Annotated in this window: 23 protein-coding genes; 10 read left to right on the forward strand and 13 right to left on the reverse strand. The window is 32.7% G+C overall.

Annotated elements, in window-relative coordinates:
- The first annotated feature begins 86 nt into the window (after window positions 1–86).
- The 4 genes from ACF91D_RS21430 to agrA are packed head-to-tail and all read left to right on the forward strand — an operon-like array spanning window position 87 to window position 2,846.
- Window positions 87–662: an accessory gene regulator AgrB gene (locus tag ACF91D_RS21430; protein WP_107528000.1), complete on the forward strand. Its 576-nt coding sequence runs from the start codon at window positions 87–89 to the stop codon at window positions 660–662.
- Complete coding sequence (gene agrD, locus ACF91D_RS21435) at window positions 659–796, forward strand: cyclic lactone autoinducer peptide AgrD (RefSeq protein ID WP_107527999.1); 138 nt, start codon at window positions 659–661, stop codon at window positions 794–796. The genes ACF91D_RS21430 and agrD overlap by 4 nt, the downstream gene beginning before the upstream one ends.
- Window positions 797–821: 25 nt before the next feature.
- Window positions 822–2,117 (forward strand): quorum-sensing sensor histidine kinase AgrC, encoded by a 1,296-nt coding sequence (gene agrC / locus ACF91D_RS21440; RefSeq protein WP_119624579.1) that lies wholly within the window; start codon window positions 822–824, stop codon window positions 2,115–2,117.
- A 12-nt stretch (window positions 2,118–2,129) separates the two neighbouring features.
- Window positions 2,130–2,846 carry a quorum-sensing response regulator AgrA gene (gene agrA, locus ACF91D_RS21445; protein WP_107512827.1) on the forward strand — a complete coding sequence of 239 codons (717 nt, stop codon included), beginning with the start codon at window positions 2,130–2,132 and terminating at the stop codon, window positions 2,844–2,846.
- A 68-nt stretch (window positions 2,847–2,914) separates the two neighbouring features.
- Here the strand turns inward: agrA and ACF91D_RS21450 are convergent, their stop codons facing one another.
- The 8 genes from ACF91D_RS21450 to ACF91D_RS21485 form a co-directional block, all read right to left on the reverse strand.
- Window positions 2,915–3,880, reverse strand: a complete 966-nt coding sequence (locus ACF91D_RS21450) for a carbohydrate kinase family protein (RefSeq protein ID WP_392437687.1) — start codon at window positions 3,878–3,880, stop codon at window positions 2,915–2,917.
- Window positions 3,881–3,883: 3 nt separating this feature from the next.
- Window positions 3,884–5,365, reverse strand: a complete 1,482-nt coding sequence (locus ACF91D_RS21455) for a sucrose-6-phosphate hydrolase (protein ID WP_107527105.1) — start codon at window positions 5,363–5,365, stop codon at window positions 3,884–3,886.
- 67 nt (window positions 5,366–5,432) lie between these two features.
- Window positions 5,433–6,395, reverse strand: a complete 963-nt coding sequence (locus ACF91D_RS21460) for a LacI family DNA-binding transcriptional regulator (RefSeq protein WP_107527106.1) — start codon at window positions 6,393–6,395, stop codon at window positions 5,433–5,435.
- 146 nt (window positions 6,396–6,541) lie between these two features.
- Window positions 6,542–6,766 (reverse strand): sulfurtransferase TusA family protein, encoded by a 225-nt coding sequence (locus ACF91D_RS21465; protein WP_042739407.1) that lies wholly within the window; start codon window positions 6,764–6,766, stop codon window positions 6,542–6,544.
- A 20-nt stretch (window positions 6,767–6,786) separates the two neighbouring features.
- On the reverse strand, window positions 6,787–7,881 hold the full coding sequence (locus tag ACF91D_RS21470; protein ID WP_107527107.1) for a YeeE/YedE family protein: 1,095 nt from the start codon (window positions 7,879–7,881) through the stop codon (window positions 6,787–6,789).
- Between the two features lie 430 nt (window positions 7,882–8,311).
- Entirely contained in the window at window positions 8,312–9,571 is a 1,260-nt protein-coding gene (locus tag ACF91D_RS21475) for an oligosaccharide MFS transporter (RefSeq protein WP_232161492.1), read from the reverse strand.
- Window positions 9,564–10,556 (reverse strand): glycoside hydrolase family 43 protein, encoded by a 993-nt coding sequence (locus ACF91D_RS21480; protein WP_107527109.1) that lies wholly within the window; start codon window positions 10,554–10,556, stop codon window positions 9,564–9,566. The genes ACF91D_RS21475 and ACF91D_RS21480 overlap by 8 nt, the downstream gene beginning before the upstream one ends.
- A 194-nt stretch (window positions 10,557–10,750) precedes the next feature.
- Window positions 10,751–11,398, reverse strand: a complete 648-nt coding sequence (locus ACF91D_RS21485) for a redox-sensing transcriptional repressor Rex (protein ID WP_107512835.1) — start codon at window positions 11,396–11,398, stop codon at window positions 10,751–10,753.
- A gap of 146 nt (window positions 11,399–11,544) precedes the next feature.
- Here ACF91D_RS21485 and ACF91D_RS21490 point away from each other — a divergent pair, with 146 nt between their 5' ends.
- Together ACF91D_RS21490 and ACF91D_RS21495 are read left to right on the forward strand one after the other, a co-directional pair.
- Window positions 11,545–13,473, forward strand: coding sequence for an ABC-F family ATP-binding cassette domain-containing protein (locus ACF91D_RS21490; RefSeq protein WP_107527110.1), 1,929 nt, complete (start codon window positions 11,545–11,547; stop codon window positions 13,471–13,473).
- 363 nt (window positions 13,474–13,836) lie between these two features.
- Window positions 13,837–15,429, forward strand: a complete 1,593-nt coding sequence (locus tag ACF91D_RS21495; protein ID WP_107527111.1) for a MutS-related protein — start codon at window positions 13,837–13,839, stop codon at window positions 15,427–15,429.
- Between the two features lie 243 nt (window positions 15,430–15,672).
- Here the strand turns inward: ACF91D_RS21495 and ACF91D_RS21500 are convergent, their stop codons facing one another.
- From ACF91D_RS21500 to tsaE, 5 genes are all read right to left on the reverse strand, one after another.
- On the reverse strand, window positions 15,673–16,095 hold the full coding sequence (locus ACF91D_RS21500; protein WP_107527112.1) for a VOC family protein: 423 nt from the start codon (window positions 16,093–16,095) through the stop codon (window positions 15,673–15,675).
- A 190-nt stretch (window positions 16,096–16,285) separates the two neighbouring features.
- Window positions 16,286–17,308 carry a tRNA (adenosine(37)-N6)-threonylcarbamoyltransferase complex transferase subunit TsaD gene (tsaD, locus tag ACF91D_RS21505; RefSeq protein WP_107527113.1) on the reverse strand — a complete coding sequence of 341 codons (1,023 nt, stop codon included), beginning with the start codon at window positions 17,306–17,308 and terminating at the stop codon, window positions 16,286–16,288.
- Window positions 17,301–17,726 carry a ribosomal protein S18-alanine N-acetyltransferase gene (gene rimI / locus ACF91D_RS21510; protein WP_392437695.1) on the reverse strand — a complete coding sequence of 142 codons (426 nt, stop codon included), beginning with the start codon at window positions 17,724–17,726 and terminating at the stop codon, window positions 17,301–17,303. Before rimI ends, tsaD begins: the two co-directional genes overlap by 8 nt.
- 11 nt (window positions 17,727–17,737) lie before the next feature.
- A complete protein-coding gene (gene tsaB / locus ACF91D_RS21515; protein ID WP_107590057.1) occupies window positions 17,738–18,400 on the reverse strand; it encodes a tRNA (adenosine(37)-N6)-threonylcarbamoyltransferase complex dimerization subunit type 1 TsaB in 663 nt (220 codons plus the stop codon).
- Window positions 18,381–18,842 carry a tRNA (adenosine(37)-N6)-threonylcarbamoyltransferase complex ATPase subunit type 1 TsaE gene (gene tsaE, locus ACF91D_RS21520; protein ID WP_107527116.1) on the reverse strand — a complete coding sequence of 154 codons (462 nt, stop codon included), beginning with the start codon at window positions 18,840–18,842 and terminating at the stop codon, window positions 18,381–18,383. Before tsaE ends, tsaB begins: the two co-directional genes overlap by 20 nt.
- Window positions 18,843–19,517: 675 nt before the next feature.
- Here tsaE and ilvD point away from each other — a divergent pair.
- The 4 genes from ilvD to ilvC are packed head-to-tail and all read left to right on the forward strand — an operon-like array spanning window position 19,518 to window position 24,536.
- A complete protein-coding gene (gene ilvD / locus ACF91D_RS21525; protein WP_042739418.1) occupies window positions 19,518–21,206 on the forward strand; it encodes a dihydroxy-acid dehydratase in 1,689 nt (562 codons plus the stop codon).
- Window positions 21,207–21,218: 12 nt separating this feature from the next.
- Entirely contained in the window at window positions 21,219–23,009 is a 1,791-nt protein-coding gene (gene ilvB / locus ACF91D_RS21530) for a biosynthetic-type acetolactate synthase large subunit (protein ID WP_042739419.1), read from the forward strand.
- Window positions 23,006–23,479 (forward strand): acetolactate synthase small subunit, encoded by a 474-nt coding sequence (ilvN, locus tag ACF91D_RS21535; RefSeq protein ID WP_107527507.1) that lies wholly within the window; start codon window positions 23,006–23,008, stop codon window positions 23,477–23,479. Before ilvB ends, ilvN begins: the two co-directional genes overlap by 4 nt.
- Before the next feature lie 52 nt (window positions 23,480–23,531).
- Complete coding sequence (gene ilvC, locus ACF91D_RS21540) at window positions 23,532–24,536, forward strand: ketol-acid reductoisomerase (protein ID WP_107513073.1); 1,005 nt, start codon at window positions 23,532–23,534, stop codon at window positions 24,534–24,536.
- Window positions 24,537–24,631: the final 95 nt, after the last annotated feature.

Here is a 24,631-nt window from a genome sequence, read left to right on the forward strand (position 1 = left end):
AGTTAGGAACTCAAAAAGTACAGTTGAGCAATAAGACGCTCAAAACTTAATTAAATTTGTATAATACAAGCAAGGAGAGAAGCGTAATGTCTAAGCTTATTGATAATAAAATCGAACAATTTTCACGTTATTTGCAACAACGCAATAATTTAGATCACATTGAATTTTTAAAGGTGCGATTGGGAATGCAAGTTGTTGCTATTAATTTCTTTAAAGCATTAGTTACTTATGGCGTTTCTATCCTCTGTCATCTCTTTTTATACACTTTAACTGTACATTTAACTTATTTTTTTATTAGGATTTTTGCACATGGTGCACATGCGAAATCATCATTTTTGTGTCACGTGCAAAATTTATTGCTTTTTGTTTTATTACCATGGTTTATCGGGTATATACAAATGTCTCCAATAATAATGTATATACTTGTAATATTGGGATTTATTATTCTTGTTATTTATGCTCCGGCTGCAACCAAGAAGCAACCTATACCTGAAAGACTTCGCAAAGGTAAAAAAATAAAAACAATTGTAGTAACTTTATTATTAGTAGTAATTTCAGTATTTTTCTCTGAACCCTATCAACAATTAATACTGTTGGGTATTGTATTAATTTCAGCGGTTCAATTACCAATATTTTTCCCTAAGGAGGATGTTTCACAATGAGTATTTTAGAATCTTTAGTTAGTTTAGCAACAAAATTATTTTCAGCGTTAGGTACTGCTGCAAAAGCTTCACCATGTGGCGGTTTCTTTGATGAACCAGAAGTACCTGCAGAATTAACAGAATTACACAAATAATTGTACAGTAGAAAGTGTGTAAAGAATGACCATTTTAAATTCAATTTTTCTAACTTTATTACAAGCTATAATTTTATTTGTAATTATAACGATAATAAATAGAATTCGGTATAGTTTCTGGGATTATATTGCCATGATTGGGATTATAATCCCTTCTACTGTTGTATATTATTTTTTTCATGCAAGAGCAATGATATTCTTATTATTTTGCTCTGCTATTTTTATGTATTTTAAAAATAGAATCATTGGTTTAGTATCTGTATTAATTAGTTTTTTTATTTTATATATAGCAAATTTTTTAACCATAGGAATTGCAACATTATTTTATAATTTAATTAAGCTAGACATAGTGTTCAATTCTCTTTATTTAATAATTTTCACATTATTAACTATAGGGCTATCTTACGTTTCTCGTTACTTTATAAAAAAACTACTAAATTCTGATTTATCCTTTAATAAAGTTTACCTTACTCTTGTATCAATATTTTTATTTAGTGTTCTTTTATTGTTATATTTCAATTTGCCAACTAAATTGATGTCATTTGCGGATACAAAATTTTTAGTAGTGTTATACACAATTTTCATCATTACGCTAGCTATTCTAATTATCACAATTTCATTTAGTATTGTAAGGCAGATTCAGTATAAACGTAATATGCAAGAAATTGAAAATTATTACAAATATACACTGCAAATTGAAAACATTAATAATGAAATGCGTAAGTTTAGACATGATTATGTAAATATTTTGTCCACTATGTCAGAATTTATTAGAGAAAATGATATGGACGGTTTAAAAAAATACTTCAATGAAGAAATTTTACCAATGCAAGATAGTATGCAAATGAATGCCATTAAGATCAATGGTATTGAAAATTTAAAAGTACGAGAGATAAAAGGTTTGTTAACAACTAAAATATTACAAGCTCAAGAGAAAAATATTCGTATCAGTATTGAAGTTCCAGAACCAATTGACAAAATAGACATGCCTATCGTTAATTTAAGTCGAGCCATTGGCATAATTTTAGATAATGCAATTGAAGCATCAGAAAAAATTGAAGATGATCCCTTGATTCGCATTGCCTTTATCAAAAATAATGATGATTCTGTTATGTTTATTGTTATGAATAAATGTGAGCCTGATATGCCTAGAGTACACACCCTCTTTAAAGAAAACTTTTCTACAAAAGGGAAAAATCGTGGATTAGGTCTTTCTACCTTAAAGGAATTGACAGATACAACTTCTAATGTTTTATTAGATACAACAATTGATAATAATTACTTTATTCAAAAAGTGGAAATTTTAAATTCTAATTCATAAGGACGTGGAAACATGAAGATATTCATTTGTGAAGATGACCCAAGACAACGCGAGAATATGATTTCAATTATAAACAATTACATCATGATTGAAGAAAAACCTATGGAAATTGAAGTTGCTACAGATGATCCTTATGAAATTTTAGAGCGTTCTAAAGATTTAAATGACATTGGTTGTTATTTTTTAGATATTCAACTTGAAGCGGATATTAATGGAATAAAGTTAGCAAGTGAGATTCGAAAGCATGACCCAGTGGGAAATATTATTTTTGTGACAAGTCATAGTGAGTTAACTTATTTAACTTTTGTTTATAAAGTTGCTGCAATGGATTTTATCTTTAAAGATGACCCAGATGAACTCAAATCAAGAATAATAGACTGTTTAGAAACTTCAGAATCTAGATTAAAATTATTATCTAAAGAAAGTAATGTCGAAACAATTGAGTTAAAGCGTGGTAGTAATTCGGTTTATGTGCAATATGATGATGTCATGTTTTTCGAGTCTTCATCAAAATCACATCGGTTGATAGCACATTTGGATAATCGTCAAATTGAATTTTATGGCAACTTAAAGGAAATTGATCAATTAGATGAAAGATTTTTCCGTTGTCATAATAGCTTTGTCGTAAATCGACACAACATAGAATCCATAGACTCTAAATCTCGTATCGTATATTTTAAAAATAGTGAACATTGTTATGCATCAGTAAGGAACGTTAAAAAAATATAATTCATAAATAGTAAACGCCATATAAAGTACCCTTTCATAGTGAAAGCTTTATATGGCGTTTTATTTTGTTATTTATTTAATGCTGCATTAACTTCTTCTGAATTTGGTAAACTATCAATTGCTCCGTATTTCGTAGTAACCATAGCTGCTACATAGTTACTGAAATTAAGAATCGATTGTCCTTCCTCTTTTAACTGAATTACTGCATCAGTACTATCTGATATTAACAATCTGCTGATTAATGCACCGATAAATGCATCACCAGCGCCAGTTGTATCGATGGCTTTTACTTTAATGCCTTGTTGTTCTATAATAGTCCCATCTTTAAAGTATAACACTGCTCCGTCTGGGCCTTTCGTATAAATAACAACTTCAACATCGCCTTGAAATAACCCTTGAATAGCTTGTTTTTCATTTTCCTCGCCTGTCACAAATGTTAATTCTTCATCCGAAATTTTAATAATGTTAGCTAGTGATAGAAATTCATGAATTGCGTTTTTGCAGTCCGCTTCACTATCCCATAATGGTAATCTAACATTTGGATCAAAGACTATTGTGCCGCCTGCTGATTTAACCTTATCAATCAATGCTTTATGTGCTTTTTTCATAGGACTTTCTACTAGATCAACTGAACAAAAGTGTAGTATATCCTTATTAGTTACTTCAATATTTGTGACATCTTCCTCAGATAACAACATATCTGCAGATGGTTTACGATAAAATGAAAAATCACGTTCTCCATCTTTAGTTAAGCTTACAAATGCTAGAGCAGTGTTTGCCTCATGTGTTCGCTTTAAATAACTTGTCTGAACACCGATTGTTTCAATCGTTTCGACTATTAAATCACCAAATGCATCATCACCTAATTGCGTAATCATTTCAGCATTACCACCTAACTTAGTCGCTGTACAAGCAACGTTACATGGCGCGCCACCTACTTGGCGAGAAAATCCTTCTACATCCTTTAATTTAGAATCTGTTGTATTAGGTATAAAATCTATAAGTGCTTCTCCAATTGCTAGTAAACGTTTCATAACTTATTTATCATCCTTCAAATCATATTTAGTAAATCTTAAGTATGCTTGTCCTGATTCTGTTGATGTTTTAATACCTGTAGCATTTTCATCAGTAAAAATCCTAGATGTTAATACACTTTCTCCATCATTACAAAATATTTCAATGCTTGATGTATCAACATATATTCTTAATTGTGTTAAATCTTGATTTAGTGTTGTTGTACGAGTAGTTCCCTCAACTGGATCAGGTAACAGACCACTTTCACTACGATCTAGAGTTAACGTTCTAGATTTGGTGTCGTAAGTTATAAGTGTTGAATGTTGCTTTGAAGTTCTTAATTCGAAATAAATAGCAGTTGCATCATTTTCTAAAATATCAATTATTAATTCATATTGTGTACCTTCATAAGGATGAAGCTGTCTTGGGAATTTATTAGCATACCCAAGTGCTGTCTCTTCATTAGTTCTTAATGATTCTAATGCAGGAATAGGTCTTTGTTTGAGCTTACCTTCCTCTATCGTTAATACACGAGGAATAGTTAAGCAATGTGCCCAGCCATCTTCGTCCGATGGATAATTTGTATCAGGTAATCCCATCCAACCAATTAAGATGCGTCTACCTTGTTCATCTATAAATGTTTGTGGTGCATAAAAATCAAACCCATGATCTAATTCGTGAAAATCTCCATGATTCATAGTTAAATTATCAATATCATATTGCCCCATAATATAACCAGACTGATATATGTTTTTAAAATGGTCGCCTTTCGATGCTAATCCTTGTGGGCAAAACATTAAGATATCATAGCCATTTAAGTTAAAGTAATCAGGACATTCCCACATGTAGCCAAATTCATCTAATTTTGTTTCAATCTCACCTTGGAATTCCCAATTCACAATATCATTAGAGCGATATTGTAATACTCTACCTTGTTCTAAATCATTTTGTGCTGCAATGATGGCATAATAGACCCCATCCTTTGTAAATACCTTCGGATCTCTAAAATGCTGAGTATAACCAGCTGGAGGTTCAGCAATAACAGCTTTAGGGAATTTCTCAACCTTACCATCTGCATCAACTTTTGCTATATGTTGACTTGATGAACGAGCCCAATCTTTATCACGATGATTTGCAGTATACATATAATATAAATGTTGATTATATTCAAAGGCACTTCCGCTATAGACTCCATGACTATCATCTTTTGTATCGGGTTTTAATGTAGGACCAATTGGTTCAAAGTGTACCAAATCATCGCTTGTATATGTATACCAATATTTCAATCCATGTACAGGTCCTAAAGGGAACCATTGATGAGAAATATAATACTTACCATCAAAATAAATTAAACCATTAGGATCATTTAGTAATCCCGTTGTAGGTTGTATATGATATCTTTGTCTATATTTTGATGCATCTACTTGTTCCGTCAATGCATCTATTGTTTGTTGATCTACATCTTCAATTCTTTGATAACGCTGTTCTCTTGTCCACTCCGTCATTTTTTATCCTCCTAAATAATTTTGGTACCGGTTCCACAATATACTTTTACATCATATCATCTTTCTACTAAGATTTAAATGATAGGCTGACATCAATAGTTAACCTTTGTTCAATTGGTTGTTGTTTAATCATATGATTTAATTGTGTCATTGCTACTTCCCCCGCTTGTTCAAAGTGATATATAACTGTACTAATCGATGGTGACACAATTTCTGTAACAGGATCTCCGCCAAAGCCAACAATTCGTTGATTTTTCACTTGTTGATAATGTTCTGAAATATATTTATGCACAGCTAAGGCTATTGAGTCAGTAGCGCCAACAACTGCATCATAATGTGGATGTGCATCTAATTCAGAAATAACATCTTCCATCGCTTCTTGATAATTAAATGAAGTTAATGAAATATTTGGCTCAAGACCATACGCTTTCAATCCTGCAATAAGCCCTGATTTTCTATCAATACCAACTGCAATATCGCTTTCGGTTACACCGAAAAATTTAATATTTTTATAATTTTGCTGACCTAATTTTTCACCAACAATATACCCAGCGTGATAATCGTTATGTATGACACAATGTAAAGATTCATGCTCTTGTCCAACAATAATTACAGGGACTTGAATCTTGTTAATAATAGCTAAATGACGATCTGTAATTTCAGTAGCCATTAACACAATGCCATCAACCTTACTACGGTAAAATGTTTCTAAAGCTTCTAGTTCCTTTTCTGAATTTAAGTTAGTGTAATTTAACAATAAACTATAATTTAATTCATCACATATTGTTTTAATTCCCTTGACTGTTTCATCCACAGCATAAGAATTCATTCTCGGAATAATTGCGCCTATCATATTTGTTCTATGGGCACGTAAACTTTGAGCAAATTGATTAGGTTGATAATCATTTTCTTGAATAATCTTATCTAGTTTTTGTTTTGTCTTTAGACTAACTGATCCATTGTTTAGATACCTAGAAACAGTACTCTTGGATACGCCTGCAATTTTTGCAATATCAGCAATATTTTTCATATACTCTCACTCTCATTATTTAGCTATTGTAAACATTACTATTCTACCATATTGGAACCGCTTTAAATACCATTTAAAGTAAAAACCATCTTGAATTGACGCATTATTTTATGCCTGTCCAAGATGGTTCTTCTTTAATTTATTTATTAAGCTTTTTTAATAGTAATTGTCCAAGAAGCATCGTCTAGTTGTTCATAATTTGTAACTGGATAACCTTGTTCAGCAGCCCAATTTGGTAGTGCTTCTGTTGCTTGCGTACAATCGAAATCAATTTTCAATTCATCACCATTATCTAATGTGTCCATTTTTTTCTGAGCTTCAATTAATGGGAACGGACAAACCATACCTACTGTACCTAATTCATATACCATAGTTATTATCTCCTTTAACTTTAAGTCATTTGTGTTCCTGAAGTAACTGTATTTTTATTATTTACTTGTGATTTTTGTGCTTTTTTCATAGGTCTTATAAATAAAAAGTAACTCATTGTCCATGCGCCTAATATCATCGATGCCAATGCAATCCAGCCTTTCCAAGACATTGTCGCTGTCTCTACTAAGCCATTACCAATTGAGCATCCACCAGCTACTGACGCACCAAATCCCATCAGCACACCACCGATAACACTATTACGTATTGTCGCTTTATCTGGAAGTCTCCATTTAAATTCTCTTGATCCTCTAGCTGCAATATAAGAACCTAGGAAAATTCCTAAAACTAAGAATACACCCCAGTCTAGTAACTTTGTATCACCTGTAACGAGAAATTGAACAATATTTGCTGATGGTGTCGTTATACCTAAACCATACATTCTACCTGTTGTCTCACTGACTGGCCATGCCAATAATGCAATTAATCCAACAGCAATTGCGGCAACAAAAGGATGGTATTTCTTTTCAAATAGTAAATGTCTAACTCCAGTGAATTTTTGTTTTAATTGTGGTACTGCAAATTTAGGTTTTGGCTTACGTAATGTCTTAACCACTACAAATACAGTAATAATTGTTAATATTAACACCCAAATCCAAGTTGGAATGCCTGTTGTTTGTGCCATACTTGTATTGACATTAGTTGGTTTATTTAAGCCATTCATTAATGGCAATAAAATCCCAAATTTAGTTGCTGCTGATGTAAATGCATATGCTGCAAGTGCTAACCAACTACCGATTAAACCTTCACCCGCTCTGTACCATGTACCTGTTGCACATCCGCCAGATAAGATAATCCCTATACCAAATATAAATGATCCAATAATAGTACCTATTAATGGGTATGATGCTGTTGGTATTTCAACAATTCCAGTTGACGTAAGAATCAATAGACCTATACTTTGAACCGTAATTGCGATTAATAATGCATAAAACATTTTATTGTTTTTTTGTACATACATATCTCTAAAGCCACCTGCTAAACAAAACCGTGTGCGTTGCATTACAAAACCTAATAGTGCACCCACAATGAGCCCACTAAAAATTAACCAAGTCATTCAATAACCTCTTTCCCCGATAAAATCAATAAGATTAATAATATTAGAATCAGAGTAACTTTTCAACCTCTTAGCTCATTTTATATATTTAATATATTTAGAAATAGAAATTTTAGTAAATAATCGATGATTTATGATTTTATTTAAATCTTCATCACTTAATTTGTTTTTTATTTTTTGTTTTATCTCAGGGGTAATTTCTGTTTCAATTAATTCATTTTAAAGTGTCTTATTTATTGTAGTAATTACATTTAAGAACTGCGAATTGTTTGCGAGACACCTGAGGGAGTAAGATGAGTGTCGAGACCGGGACTCGCTTCCTTAGGAAAGCAAGCAATAACAAGCCCATCAAAAATCTTTGATGGGCTTAATGCTAGGTATTTATGTTCTAGAGGCTTGATTAGTATATATTTGGTTTTTATATATAAAGTTAACTTACTTTTTTTATTTTTCTATTCATCGTAATTTTTTGATAATCTATTTTATCATTACTCATTAATAAAGCACCTAGACAAACAAGGACAACAATAATTAGCGACATAACAATATAAGTGTTTTGAAAACCGATAATTACATAAAGTTTCCCCATTACTAAAGAGAAAAATGCCACCCCTAATTGCTTCGCTACATTAAATGCAAGCATGTAAACTGTAGCAGATAGCCTAATATCAAATGTACCTACGATATATTTCATTATAGAAACTAACATTAGTGGCATTTCTATCGCTGCTAATAGTCTAAAGAATGATAGTAACCAAACTTCATCTGTGAATGCCGTACCTATGACCCTCAAAAATAAAATAATACCAAATAAGAATAAGCCATTCTTAGAACCTATTTTATTAATTATCCATGGCATAAAGATCATAACAACCGCTTCAATAAAAATTTGAGTTGAAGTTAATTTACTAAATAATGATTCTCCATTACTTTGATTTGTAAAAAATTTAACAAAATAATTAGGAAACTGTTGATCAAATACATCATATAAACTGGCACTACCAATAATTAATAAACACAATCCCCAAAAACTTTTATTTTTAAATAACTTTAGAATTGTATTTTTATTTACATATGCTCTTTCATTTTTCGTTTTATCATCCTTTTGATATTTAAATGCGTTGACTTTAACAGACCAGAGAATAATACCAAGTAATAACGCTGCTATAGTACATACCCAAAATATACTATTGGGCTGTTTCACAAACATAATGCCACCAATAAATGCGAACGAACCACCAGCAATTGAACCAAACAATCTTGCGTGGCCGTATTCAAAGGTATTTGCTCGGCTCGACTTTTCACAATATGATTCGACGACCCCCACACCACTATACAAACACAAACTAATAAATGAACCACCTAATACACTACCTAACAGCACATTCATATTGATTAGTGGAATAAAAGCATATTCAAAAAATGGTCCTATTAACAGTAAGCAAAAAATAACAAATGCAAACAAATACTTTTTTAATCCTAATTTATCTTGTATGACGCCATAAATTGGTTCAAGTACTATCGCCACAATAGACATTGTTGAAAATACAATTCCAGCTTCTGCTGTGTTTAAATGTGCTACTCTATTTAACCACAGTGGTAAAAATGTAATGATTAATGTCCAGATAGCAAAATAAGAGAAATTAATGCCACCAAATCTCCAAAATGTAATACGCTTTAAATTAATCAATGGCATCACTTCCAATTATCTTGGTAGAATGAGGTGTTGAACGCGTATCACGAACAGGTGAACCAAAATCCGGCCAACCATTATACCATTCTATAAATTGTGCACGTGCATGACGATTTGGATCATACAATGGATCGCCCTCAATCTCTGTATAATTTCTAGCATGATAGACCAACACATCATGCAAGTCATCTTTAGATTTTGTAAATGAATTATGTCCTGGACCGTATTGTCCATTTTCAATAGCACTTGTAAATACAGGTTCTTCAACTTTATTCCAAGCATTAACATCTAATAGATTACTATCTACAGAAGCAACAAGCATTCCCATACAGTAATCAATACCTGTTGCACTCGCAGAATATGTTAAAAATATACGTTGCTCTTTTATTAAAATGGCTGGCCCTTCATTCACCCAAAAACCCTTACACTCCCAGTCATATTCGGGTATCGTTAACATTGTTGGTGACCCTTTTAATGTCCATGGATTTTCCATTTCAGAAATATAGATATTTGAGTGTCCTGGTATCTCTATATCTTGTTGTGCCCAAACATAATACAAACGCCCATTTAATTCAAAAACGGTTGCATCCAGCGAAAATGTTTCCCATCCTGTATCTATTTTCCCTTTATCTATCCAGTTATCTGTAAGTGGGTCATCATTACTATTCTCTAAGACGAACATTCTATGATTAAATGTATCATCCTCAATGTAATCATTTGGTGCTGCTGCATAATAGATATACCATTTATCATTTATTTTATGAATTTCAGGTGCCCAAATCAATGCGCTTTTTTCTCCATCTAAATCTTTAGTCCATACAACATGTTCTTTTGCTTCATTTAGCTCATTCAATGACGATGCTTTCCTCAAAACAATACGGTCATATTTCGGATAAGAACCAGTAAAATAATATGTTCCTGATTCCTTAAAAACAAACGGATCTGCTCTCTGTATTACAATTGGATTGTTTATCTGCTCCATAAAATCCCCCTTAACCCCTTTTTATGAAAACGTTTACAATTACAATGTATTATATTTGTCCATATAAGTCAATATATTTTAATTTTTGTCCGTACAAATAAAACGATAATATTGAAATCTTTCTTTAACAAAAGTAAGTCAAAAATAAACGAGTTTACTTATCTCTATTAAATAAGTAAACTCGTTTGTTAAAATTATTTGTTACTATAATTTTTCATAAAAAATAATAATGATTGTAATTCTATACCTAAATCAATATGATGAACTTGCACATCAGATGGCGTAGATACACGACTTGGTGTAAAGTTTAATATTCCCTTCACTCCAACATCTACTAACTTATCTGTTACTTGCTGCGCAACATCTTCAGGTGTAGTAAGGATTACGATATCTATTTGTTCACGTTCTAGAACCTCGGTAATATCTGCATAATTACTAACACTTACTTGACCGATTTCAGTACCTATCACATCTTCTCGTATATCAAAAGCTTCCGTTATTGTCATTTCATCATGGATTGAGAAATTGTAAGTTAACAATGCTTTACCTAAGTTCCCAACACCAACAATGGCAATTTTAATTTCATCATTTTCACTAATTTCATTTTTGAAAAAATGTAATAAGCTATCTATATTATAGCCATAACCCTTTTTTCCTAGTTCTCCAAAATATGAAAAATCACGACGAATAGTTGCAGAATCTATATTCAATCCTTCGCTGATTGCCTTTGAATTCACTCTATCTATACCTTTTGATTTTAATGTGTTGACGAATCTGTAGTATAACGGTAAACGTTTCAACGTTGCACGAGGAATCTTATCGCTTTGATTAGCCAAGATCATGTCCCCCTAATTTAAATAATAATACTAAATAATCTAATAATTACTACAACATTATACATTAATGATATATAAAAATAAACACTGATAGTTTTATCCATACGCTTTATACGGTAAAATAGATTTTGAATAGAGAGGTGCAAATTCGAATGATATTATTACAATTAAACGATATTACAAAATCATTCGACGGGGATGATATTTTCAACAACGTAGATTTAGAAGTTAAGACAGGGGAACGTATCGGTATTGTTGGACGTAACGGAGCTGGTAAATCTACATTAATGAAAATTATTGCAGGTGTCGAAGATTATGATTCTGGACATATATCAAAAATTAAAAATTTAAAAATGGGTTATTTAACACAACAAATGACTTTAAATACCAATCAAACGGTAATCGCAGAAATGACGAAGCCCTTTGAACATATTAAAGAAATGCAAGAACAAATGAAATTTGAAACAGATTGGTTAGCTAAACATGCAGAGGAATATGATACTGACGAATATAAAGCACATATTGCGCGCTATGAAAGTATCTCAAACCAATTTGAGCAACAAGAAGGCTATCAATATGAAAGTAAAATTAAAACTGTATTACATGGATTAAACTTTACAGAAGATGATTTCAACCGACCAATTAACGATTTCAGTGGTGGACAAAAGACTAGATTATCTTTAGCTCAAATGTTATTGAATGAACCTGACCTGCTACTATTAGATGAACCTACTAACCACTTAGATATGGAGACGACGCAATGGCTTGAAAGTTACTTAAATTACTTTAAAGGCGCTATTATCATAATCAGCCATGATAGGTACTTCTTAGACAAAATTGTTAATCAAATATATGATGTCGCACTTGGTGATGTACAACATTATGTTGGAAATTATGGTCAATTCATTGAACAAAGAGATAAATATTACCAAAAAAAGATGCAAGAGTATGAAAGTCAGCAAGCAGAAATTAAAAAATTAGAGACATTCGTAGAAAAAAATATCGCTCGTGCATCAACTTCGGGTATGGCAAAAAGCCGACGTAAAATGTTAGAAAAGATCGAACTTATTAATAAGCCTATCTTAGATGCTAAAAGTGCAAATATTGAATTTGATTTTGAACGCAATACGGGTAACGATGTTTTTCATATTAAAAATCTAGCCATTGGTTACGACGAACCAATCACTTCAAATATCAATTTAGAAATTACCAAAGGTGATCATATCGCAATCATTGGACCAAATGGTATTGGTAAATCTACGCTGATCAAAACTATAGCAGAACGCCAACCAAAAATTTCAGGCGACATCACTAAAGGTGCAAACTTAAAAATTGGCTATTATGATCAAAAGCAAGCAGAATTTAAATCAACAAAATCAATTCTTGATTATATTTGGGATCAATACCCTACCATGAATGAAAAAGATGTTCGAGCAGTATTAGGCAGATTTTTATTTGTACAAGATGACGTAAAAAAAGTTATCAATGATTTATCAGGTGGAGAAAAAGCACGTCTACAACTTGCACTATTAATGCTGGAACGTAATAATGTATTAATTTTGGATGAACCGACTAACCATTTAGATATTGATTCTAAAGAAATGTTAGAGCAAGCTTTATTAAATTTCGATGGTACATTGTTATTTGTTTCCCACGATCGCTATTTTATCAATCAATTAGCTAACAAAGTATTTGATTTAGACACAACGGGAGGCACGCTCTATTTAGGTGACTATCAATATTATGTTGATAAACTAGAAGAAACTGAAGCATTAAAATCTAAGCATGAACAATCACAGGTAGAACAACAAATAGACAATACAGCTAAAACAAATAATTACATTGATCAAAAGCAACAAAAGAAAGCACAGCGACAAATCACTCGTAAAATAGAACAATGTGAATTAGCAATTGAAGATTACGAAGCACAAATCGATGATTTAAACGTTCAACTCACTAAACCTGAAATTTATTCAAATCCAGATAAAGCAAATGATATTGCAATAGCAAAAGCAGAAACCGAACAAAAATTAGAACAGGTTATGTCAGAATGGGCAGAATTACAAGAATCATTACAATAATATCCTGATTTTCACTTAAGCCAATGTATATTTTATTACATTGGCTTTTTTTCATAGGATATATTTTACACTTTTTTATACACAATTAAATTCCTTGAATTGTAAGCTATCCACAAAGTTATCCTAGTTATACACAGGTAAAAAGTAACTTTTATTGCTGTGATTTTTTGGAAATACACTCCATATCCACATTAATCCTCTGATTTATCCACAACTTATACACTTATTGTTAATAAGTACGCACGTTCCCTATTGACATTGTTCAGACGTTTTAATATTAAGAATCCACATTGTTATCTCTTTATATGAATGTCATAATAAAAAAGGACTACACTATATAGAGAGAAAGGACTGTGTTTCACCATGCCCACGATTTTGTGGTTCTTTATTGCTTTTGTTCTAGCTAGTTTAATTATTGCGATTATTTCTAATATCGTAATTAATTACCGTCTTAAGAATGATATTAAAAACTTATGGTATAGACAAAAACCACTAGAGCGCTTTATTCGTCCATACCATCGTTATCATTATCAATATGATACATTCAAGCATCAGCATCAATCAGATAAATTAATCGATGATAAAACATGGTCTGATTTAAATATGGACCAGTTATTTCAAAATATAAACTTTAATTTCACTTCTATTGGTGAAATGCGTTTATACGCTACTCTAAGGCAAATGTATCAAGTGAAGAATGAATCATTAATCAAGCGATTTAAATCAAATGTATCATTCAGAGAAAGCGTCTCTATTCACTTAGCAAAATTAGGTAAATCAATTTATCCATTGTTTCCTAATCAGTTAGCATACATACAGCGAAATAATTTTTATATGGCCTGTACTTATCTACCATTTATCTTTCTCATATTATCTATATTCAATGCTAAATATGGATTATTACTTACCATAGCTTCACTATTATTTAATATGATATTGAGCGGAACAATTCGCAAAACATTTGACCAAGATTTAAATTCTATATTCTATACTTCAAATGTAATTAAACGTGCTTATGATATTCACAAAATAGATGGTACACCAGAAACAGCTGTGAATTTTACACACTTTGTAGTAGCACGAAAGTTCAGTGGTTTATTAGGGAGAGCTAATTCTAATGATGATACCTTTGTACTTATTATGTTAATTAAGTTAATATTTATGTTTGATTATCATGTATTCCATCTCATTCAAAATAGCTTTAAAAAATATGAATCCGAAGTCATGGCATGCTATGACTATGTTGCAGAAGTAGATAATCATTATGCAGTAGCATTGTGGCGAGAAACGTTAGATGAATATTGCTTACCTCAAGTTGTAAATCATCAAGAAGTGACCTTTGAAGGATTGACCCACCCCTTAATTCCAAATGCTGTACCAAATACTTTGAATGTTGATAATCATATTTTATTAACTGGTTCAAATGCTTCAGGAAAATCAACATTTATGAAGGCAATCGCCTTAAACCTAATTACAGCTCAAACTATTCAAACCGCAACAGCAACTAAATTTAAATATCAACCAGGTTATGTCTATACATCAATGGTTAACCAAGATGATATTCTTTCTGGTGACAGTTACTTTATGACCGAAATAAAGTCAATCAAACGCCTATTTGATTTAACACTAACTGACCATATTTATTGCTTTATAGATGAAATATTTAAAGGAACAAATACCACTGAACGTATAGCAGCGTCTGAAGCAGTACTCAATTATTTTGACCAACAAGATGGTTATACGGTTATTGCTGCAACGCACGATATTGAATTATCTGAACTATTAGATCATCAATATTCCAATTACCATTTCAATGAATCCATTTCAGGTAACACAATAGATTTTGATTATAAGATTAAATCTGGAAAAGCTGACACACGAAATGCTATTGAATTATTACGTATCACTGACTTTCCAAATTCTATTTATGAACGCGCAAAATCGACAACACAATAACTTTACTTTGTATAAATAATTACGCTACACTTAGTTGAAATTGCCACATACTTCTTACCTAAGTTCAAAGTTAAGACGGTGTACTTACTTAATACAACACGACACTCTATTGCAAAATATAAAAATCCAGCAAATGAGCCATTTCATTTGCTGGATTTTGATTTAAATTTTTATGTTCATATTTCAACTTGCAACTGAATTTAATTCCTTAAATAGTAAGATCGACGCAAGATCAAATTAAGGTTATTCAGCATTAATCATCCAAGTAACCCCAAATGGATCATTAAACATACCATATAATTCTGACCACTCTGTCTTACCTAAAGGCATCGTTGCTTCACATCCCGCTTCTACTGCCTTATTAAAGAAGTCTACTGCACGTTTTTTCGCTTCTTCATCTGATTGATCAAATGTGAATGCAACAATCGCACCACTATTATCAATTTTTTTATTTTTCCATGTATCACTACAATAAAATGTTTCACCAAATACTTCAAATGAGGCATGCATAGTGAAATCCGCATCTACTTTATATTCATCTGGCATGTCGTTAAACATCTCATTGTCTCCACCTAAGCGTTGGATATTTGTTGCTCCTAAATGCTTTTCATAGAAATTTAAAGCCGCTAAGCTATTTTGAAAATTAAAATATTGAACTGCTTTCATAAATAAGTCCCCCCTAATTTTTATCCTTTGCTATAGTTTATATCTTTGCTATGTTTTTTATATTTTGATACTAAAATGTTTATACCCATTTTAACTAAATTTAAATATTACAATTCTTTGCATAAATTAAAAAGATAGTTCGCAACAAAGGCAAACTATCTTATCTAGCATACAAATTCTATTAAAAAACTTATTGTGAAAAGAGTTCAATATCCATATTACCAAAGCCATTTAGCGCTAGGTCAGCAGTCGCACGCTCTTTATATAGATAATACCCTGCTGCTCCTATCATCGCAGCATTGTCTGTACATAACTTAGGACTCGGTATAGCTAAACTAATATTATTTTCTTTACAGGCTTCATTTAAAGACTGTCGTAATCCTTTATTACTAGCGACTCCGCCAGCAACGATTAAGTTTTGTACGTGATATGCATTACATGCAGCTATTGTTTTACCAACAAGTACCTCGACAACACTGTTTTGGAAACTTGTTGCCACATCTGCATTATTTATAGTTTCACCCTTTTGCTTCAAATTATGAAGTTTATTGATGACTGCACTTTTCAGACCACTAAAACTAAAATCATAGCTATCTTTTTCTAGCCATACACGCGGAAATTCATATACATCCGCACCTTGTGCAGCTAATTTATCTACTTGTGGACCACCAGGGTAGCTTAAACCAATTGTTCTTGCTACTTTGTCATATGCCTCACCAACTGCATCATCCCTCGTTTCACCTATCACTTCAAAGTTCAAATGATCCTTCATATAAATTAATTCAGTGTGACCACCAGAAACAATAAGTGCAATAAGTGGAAACTGAAGCGGCTCTTCTAAGTGATTGGCATAAATATGTCCTGCAATATGATGGACAGGTATAAGTGGTTTATCATATGCAAAGGCTAGTGCTTTAGCAGCATTAATGCCCACTAATAGTGCACCTATTAATCCAGGACCCTGTGTAACTGCTATCGCATCTACATTTTCCATGTTGATACCTGCTTCCAACAACGCTTCATCAACAGTTGTAGTTATACCTTCTACATGGTGCCTACTAGCTACTTCAGGTACAACACCACCAAAACGCTTATGGCTGTCAATTTGACTTAATACGATGTTACTCATTATTTGTGTGCCATTTTTTATAATACTGACACTTGTTTCATCACAGCTTGATTCAATTGCTAATATAACCGTATCTTTATTCATTTAAATTCACCCACATGACTAACGCATCCTCACCTTCACCGTAATAATTTTTGCGCTTTCCTCCATATTGAAAACCCAAATTTGTGTACACATGTTGTGCTACCGTATTTTCTACTCTTACTTCCAAACTCATAACATCGCATTTTGATTGTGCATAATTCATGGCGTATTTTAATAATAATTGTCCTAAGCCATAACCTCTAAAGTCTTTATCTATAGCTACAGTAGTAATTTGCGCTTGATCAATAACTATCCAAATGCCTATATATCCAATGATTTGTGCATCATATTCAATTATGAAATAATTTGCAAATTCATTCTTTTCAATTTCATGGAAAAAAGCATCAATTGACCAACTACTATCATTAAAACTAGCCCGCTCTATATCAAATACTTGTGGTACATCGTCCTTTGTCATAAATCGTATATTTAATTCTTGTTCTGTTGGTTTAACCAATTTCTCTCAGCCTCTGATAATTTAATATAGTTTGGTGTGAATTCATGCACATTTTCGGGTGACTCGAGCATTTCTATCATATATTTTGCTTGGGGTATATTTGCAACACATTTACCATCTAGATGTATCTGCAAATGGTCTGTGTCAGGTCCAACAAACGTATAATCTTCCCCCAGTTCATGTAATGCTTGTAGTAATTGAGTAATTGGCAAATATTGATCTTCAATAACCGTTACAAGTTGTTGATTAACATATTTATACACACCTGTATAGACCGCTTCTCGTCTCGCATCAAACACAGGTACAATAAGACCTTGTTCATTTTTTGCAGTTGCTGCAAGCGCCTTTAATGAAGAAACACCATATAATTTAGCATTCATTGCATAGGCTAACGTTTTAGCAACTGTTACTCCAATTCTTAATCCGGTATAAGAACCAGGGCCTTTTGCTACAACGATACCATCTATTGCACTTTTGTCTAAACCACTATCTGCTATCACTTGCTTAATCGACGGCATTAATTGTATGGAATGATTCTTTTTAATATTCGTATTAATCTCACTGAGCGTTTCTTTATCTTGTACCACTGCCACTGATAATGGTTGATTCGATGTATCAATCAAAAGATAGTTCACGTTCAACTGCCTCCTTTATTTTTTGATAATGCGTACCGTGCCCTTCTATCGTAATTGCTCTTTCATGTTCTGAGATTGTATGAATATTAATTGTTAAAAATTCTGATGGGAGAAATTCTGCAATAAATTGACTCCACTCGATAATGACTACAGCATTATCCTCAAAGTATTCATCAAACCCTAAATCTTCATCGGATTCTTCTAATCTATAACAATCCATATGATGTAATTTAACATCGGTTCCTTGATAAGACTTAATAATATTAAATGTTGGTGAATTGATATTTCTACGAACACCGAGTCCTTTACCAATAAATTGTGTAAGTGTTGTTTTGCCGGCACCTAAATCGCCATTAAGCAAAATTATATCTTTTGCACTTACATGTTTCACTAATACTTTAGCAAAATGTTCCATTTCGTCTAAATTTTTTATCTTAATCATCGTTAAACTCCTTTACACGTCAGTAACGCATGGTTATTCGCACTTTGTATTTCAAAATAAAAATATACTGACATTTACATCTGAGCGCATTTTAACTATTATGCTCCATGAATTAAATGACTTACCTATAATAAATTACATTATTGATTTTTCTGATCAGCTTGTACATCACATGCTAAATTTAGATTAAGTACATCCGTCTAGATAATAGAAAATGTGTATTACGCGTTAACCTCTAGTCAATCATAGGAATTAGCAAGCATAATGTCTAATAAATTAACTCCTATATTTTAACAAATTTTAAGTCACTTTACTTCAACATAATATAACTAATTCAATAAATTGTAGTTATTTGAATTGTAAGAAAATTACAAATAGTTATTGACATCATCACATCGATGTAGTAAATTTAATTTATCAAATTTTTAGATATTTCTAACAAATCAAAAAATAAACCATTCTATCGAAAGGAGCATAATAAAATGATGCAAAGTACAATGCAATATCAACCGACAACTTCAAATATTTTAGTCATTTTATTATGCTCGTAGGACTGGAACTTTAGTAAAGAAATTACTAAGAGTTTAAGTCCTCTTTCTAGTTGAATGGGACTTAAGAACGTCCCAATTATTATTGGGACGTTTTTTTATTTTCAATTTTATGGGGGAATCAAACATGAGAAGCGATATGATCAAAAAAGGAGATCATCAAGCTCCAGCAAGAAGTCTTTTACACGCTACGGGCGCTTTAAAACAGCCTACCGATATGAATAAACCTTTCGTAGCAATCTGTAATTCCTATATTGATATTGTCCCTGGACATGTTCACTTACGAGAATTAGGAGATATTGCTAAGGAAGCAATTAGAGAAGCAGGTGCGATTCCTTTCGAATTTAACACTATTGGTGTTGATGATGGTATTGCCATGGGACACATTGGCATGAGATATTCACTTCCATCACGAGAAATCATCGCAGACGCTGCTGAAACAGTTATCAATGCACACTGGTTTGATGGCGTATTTTATATTCCAAATTGTGACAAGATCACTCCAGGAATGTTGTTAGCATCTGTAAGAACAAACGTACCAGCAATCTTTTGCTCAGGTGGTCCAATGAAAGCTGGATTATCTTCTCAGGGTAAAGCCTTAACATTATCTTCAATGTTCGAAGCTGTTGGTGCATTTAAAGATGGCTCAATTTCAAAAGATGAATTTTTAGATATGGAACAAAATGCTTGCCCTACTTGTGGTTCTTGTTCAGGAATGTTCACAGCTAACTCAATGAACTGTTTAATGGAAGTATTAGGATTAGCATTACCTTATAACGGTACTGCATTAGCAGTCAGCGAACAACGCCGTGAAATGATAAGAGAAGCAGCATTCAAATTAGTAGATAACATTAAAAATGATTTAAAACCAAGAGATATCATCACTGAAGAAGCAATTGATGATGCATTCGCATTAGACATGGCTATGGGTGGTTCTACAAATACTGTATTGCACACATTAGCAATCGCTAATGAAGCAGGTATTGATTATGATTTAACAAGAATTAATGAAATTGCTAAAAAGACACCTTATTTATCAAAAATAGCTCCAAGTTCATCATATTCAATGCACGATGTTCATGAAGCTGGTGGTGTTCCTGCAATCATCAATGAGTTGTTTAAAAAAGAAGGTACATTACATCCTGATAGAATAACTGCAACTGGTCAAACATTACGACAAAATAATGAAAATAAAGAAATTTTAAATAGCGACGTAATTAGACATCTAGACAATCCGTATGACAAACAAGGTGGACTATCAATCTTATACGGAAATATAGCTCCTAAAGGTGCAGTCATAAAAGTTGGTGGTGTTGATCCATCTATCAAAGTATTTAAAGGAAAAGCTATTTGTTTCGATTCACATGACGAAGCTGTTGAAGCAATCGACAATCATACTGTTAGAGAAGGACATGTCGTAGTCATTAGATATGAAGGACCTAAAGGTGGACCTGGAATGCCTGAAATGCTAGCTCCTACTTCTTCAATCGTTGGTCGTGGGTTAGGTAAAGACGTTGCCTTAATTACAGATGGTCGTTTCTCAGGTGCAACAAGAGGTATTGCTGTAGGACATGTATCACCTGAAGCAGCAGCTGGTGGACCTATCGGATTAATCAACGATGGTGATGAAATTACAATTGATTTAACCAATCGTACATTAGATGTTGATGTATCTACTGAAACATTAGAAGCTAGAAAGCAAGACTTAAAACCATTTAAAGCAAAAGTTAAATCTGGTTACCTTGCACGTTATACAGCATTAGTTACAAGTGCAAATACGGGTGGAATTATGCAAGTACCTGAAAACCTTATCTAAGGAGTGAGAACAATGTCTAAACAAATTGAAACACTTGAGTATGAAAAGTCAGAAAATTTTGATTCTTTGGAAGCAGCACATTCAGTAGAGCCCGAAGTTGAACTCGAGCAAGACACAGTAGATGAAATGCGTTCTGGTTCTGAATTATTAGTTGAGTCTTTAGCAAATGAAAATGTTGACTTTATCTTTGGTTATCCAGGAGGTGCTGTCCTTCCCCTCTATGACACATTTTATGATGGTAAAATCAAACACATTCTAGCTAGACATGAGCAAGGTGCAACACATGCAGCCGAAGGATATGCACGTGTATCAGGAAACACAGGTGTGGTTGTTGTTACAAGCGGTCCTGGAGCTACAAATGCTATCACTGGCATTGCAGATGCATATAGTGATTCGTTACCACTTGTTGTAATTACAGGTCAAGTTGCAACAGCAGGAATTGGAAAAGATGCTTTCCAAGAAGCAGATTTACTTTCTATGACAACACCGATTACAAAACACAATTATCAAGTCAAAAATGTAAATGAAATTCCTAAGATTATTCATGAAGCATTTCATATTGCAAACACAGGTCGTAAAGGTCCAGTTGTAATAGATTTCCCTAAAGATATGGGTATTCTTTCAACAAATGCACAGACGACAGACGAATTAGAATTACCTGGATACCACGTAGCTGATAAACCAGCTGAAAATGAAATTCAAAAATTGCGTGATTATTTAAAATCAGCAAAAAAACCGATTGTATTATCAGGAGCAGGTATAAATCATGCAAAAGCAAATGATGTATTCACTGAATTTGTGACTAGACATCAATTACCTGTAGTAAGTACATTGCTTGGCCTAGGCGCTATACCATATGAACATCCCCTCTTCTTAGGAATGGGAGGCATGCATGGATCATACGCTAGTAATATGGCACTAACGGAATGCGACTTACTCATCAACTTTGGTAGCAGATTTGACGATAGACTAGCAAGTAAACCTGATGAATTTGCGCCAAACGCAAAAATCGTACACGTAGACATTGATCCTTCTGAAATCAATAAGATTATCAAAGTTGATTTAGGTATCGTTGCTGATTGTAAAGCTACATTAGAAGCTTTGTTAGACTATGAAAGCTACTCAATAAAACACGATGATTGGTTAGCATACTGTAATAGTAATAAAGAAAAGCATCCATTTTCGTATAGTAAAGATGAAGACGAATCATTTTCAAAACCACAGCGTGCGATCGAGTATATCGGTGAAATCACAGATGGTGATGCAATTGTTACTACGGATGTTGGTCAACACCAAATGTGGACAGCTCAATACTATCCATTTAAATCTCATGGACAGTTAGTAACAAGTGGCGGTTTAGGAACGATGGGCTTTGGTATTCCAGCTGCAATTGGTGCAAAATTAGCATCTCCGGATAAAACAGTTGTATCTATTGTTGGTGATGGTGGATTCCAAATGACAAATCAAGAAATGGCAATACTTGAAGAATATGGTTTAGACATTAAAGTAGTTCTAATAAATAACGGGACACTTGGTATGGTTAAACAATGGCAGGATAAGTTCTTTAACAAACGTTTTTCACACTCTGTATTCAATGATCAACCAGATTTCTTGAAATTAGCAGAAGCCTATAATGTTAAAGGATTCTTAATCGATGATCCTACACAATTAGAACAACAAATCGATGCAGCATTTAATCATGACGGTCCAGCACTTATTGAAGTACGTATTTCACCGATAGAGCCTGTAACACCTATGGTACCTAGTGGCAAAGCGAACCATGAGATGGAGGGACTATCATGAGAAGAACATTTAGAACGAAAGTAAGAGATAAAGCAGGAACATTAAATAGATTAACGAGTATCTTTGTACGTCGACAATTTAATATCGTCACACTTTCTGCAACACCTACATTAGAAGATGGTGTATCAGATATAACATTTGTAGCAGAAGTGCCTGACACAGATGTATTAAGAAATTTAATTCAACAACTAGAGAAACAAATAAACATTATACACGTCGAAGATATTACTGATACTAATACTTATAATAGAGAATTAGTATTAGTGAAATTACAAACACCATCTAATAATGCACAGTTAGAAAAAGTAATAAAACCGTATGATGCGCTAATCTCTATATTAAAGAAAGAAGATGATTATACTTATCTTCAAGCATCTGGTCCTCAATATACAATGGACAACTTATTAGACGATTTATCATCATATGGTATTGCACAAGTTTCTAGAACTGGTTCAGCAGCTATTATTTAGTTGAGTTTTTAGAAAATTTAAAAAATTTATTTAAAACATGGAGGATTTTATTATGACAACAGTTTATTATGACCAATCAGTTACAAAAGACGCATTACAAGGTAAAAAAGTAGCAATCGTGGGATATGGTTCTCAAGGACATGCTCATGCACAAAACTTAAAAGATAACGGCTATGATGTAATCATCGGTATCAGACCAGGAAGTTCTTTTGATAAAGCTAAAGACGATGGTTTCGAAGTTTACCCTGTAAATGAGGCAGCAAAACAAGCTGATGTCATCATGATCTTATTACCAGATGAAATTCAAGGCCAAGTATATAAAGAAGAAATCGAACCTAATTTAGAAGCAAACAATGCATTAGTGTTTGCACATGGATTTAATATTCATTTCGACGTAATTCAACCACCAGCAGATGTAGATGTATTCTTAGTAGCTCCTAAAGGTCCAGGTCACTTAGTTCGTCGTACATTCGCTGAAGGTAGTGCAGTCCCTGCCCTATTTGCAGTTCAACAAGATGCTAGTGGTGAAGCTAGAGACTTAGCTTTAAGTTATGCTAAAGGCATCGGTGCAACACGTGCTGGTGTATTAGAAACATCATTCAAAGAAGAAACTGAAACAGATTTATTTGGTGAACAAGCAGTACTTTGTGGTGGTGCTACAAAATTAATTCAATCAGGTTTCGAAACATTAGTAGAAGCTGGTTATCAACCAGAGATCGCTTATTTCGAAGTTTTACATGAAATGAAATTAATCGTTGACCTAATGTATGAAGGCGGTATGGAAAACATGCGTTATTCAATTTCGAATACTGCTGAGTTTGGAGATTATGTATCAGGACCACGTGTAATTACACCAGATGTTAAAGATAATATGAAAGCTGTATTAGAAGATATTCAAAAAGGTAACTTTAGTGATCGTTTCATTAAAGATAATGAAAATAACTTTGAAGAATTCCATAGATTACGTGAAGAACAACACGGCCATCAAATCGAAGCTGTTGGTAAAGACCTACGCGAAATGATGCCATTCATTAAATCAAAAAGTATTCAAAAATAATTTGATTCTTAAATAGCTAACCATCGTAATTAAAGCATTATAAGTCATTTTATATTTAAATTCATAACAATATAAATCACTTATGATGCTTTATA

Source organism: Staphylococcus sp. 231237_7MaSpsaltlick (assembly GCF_043107035.1).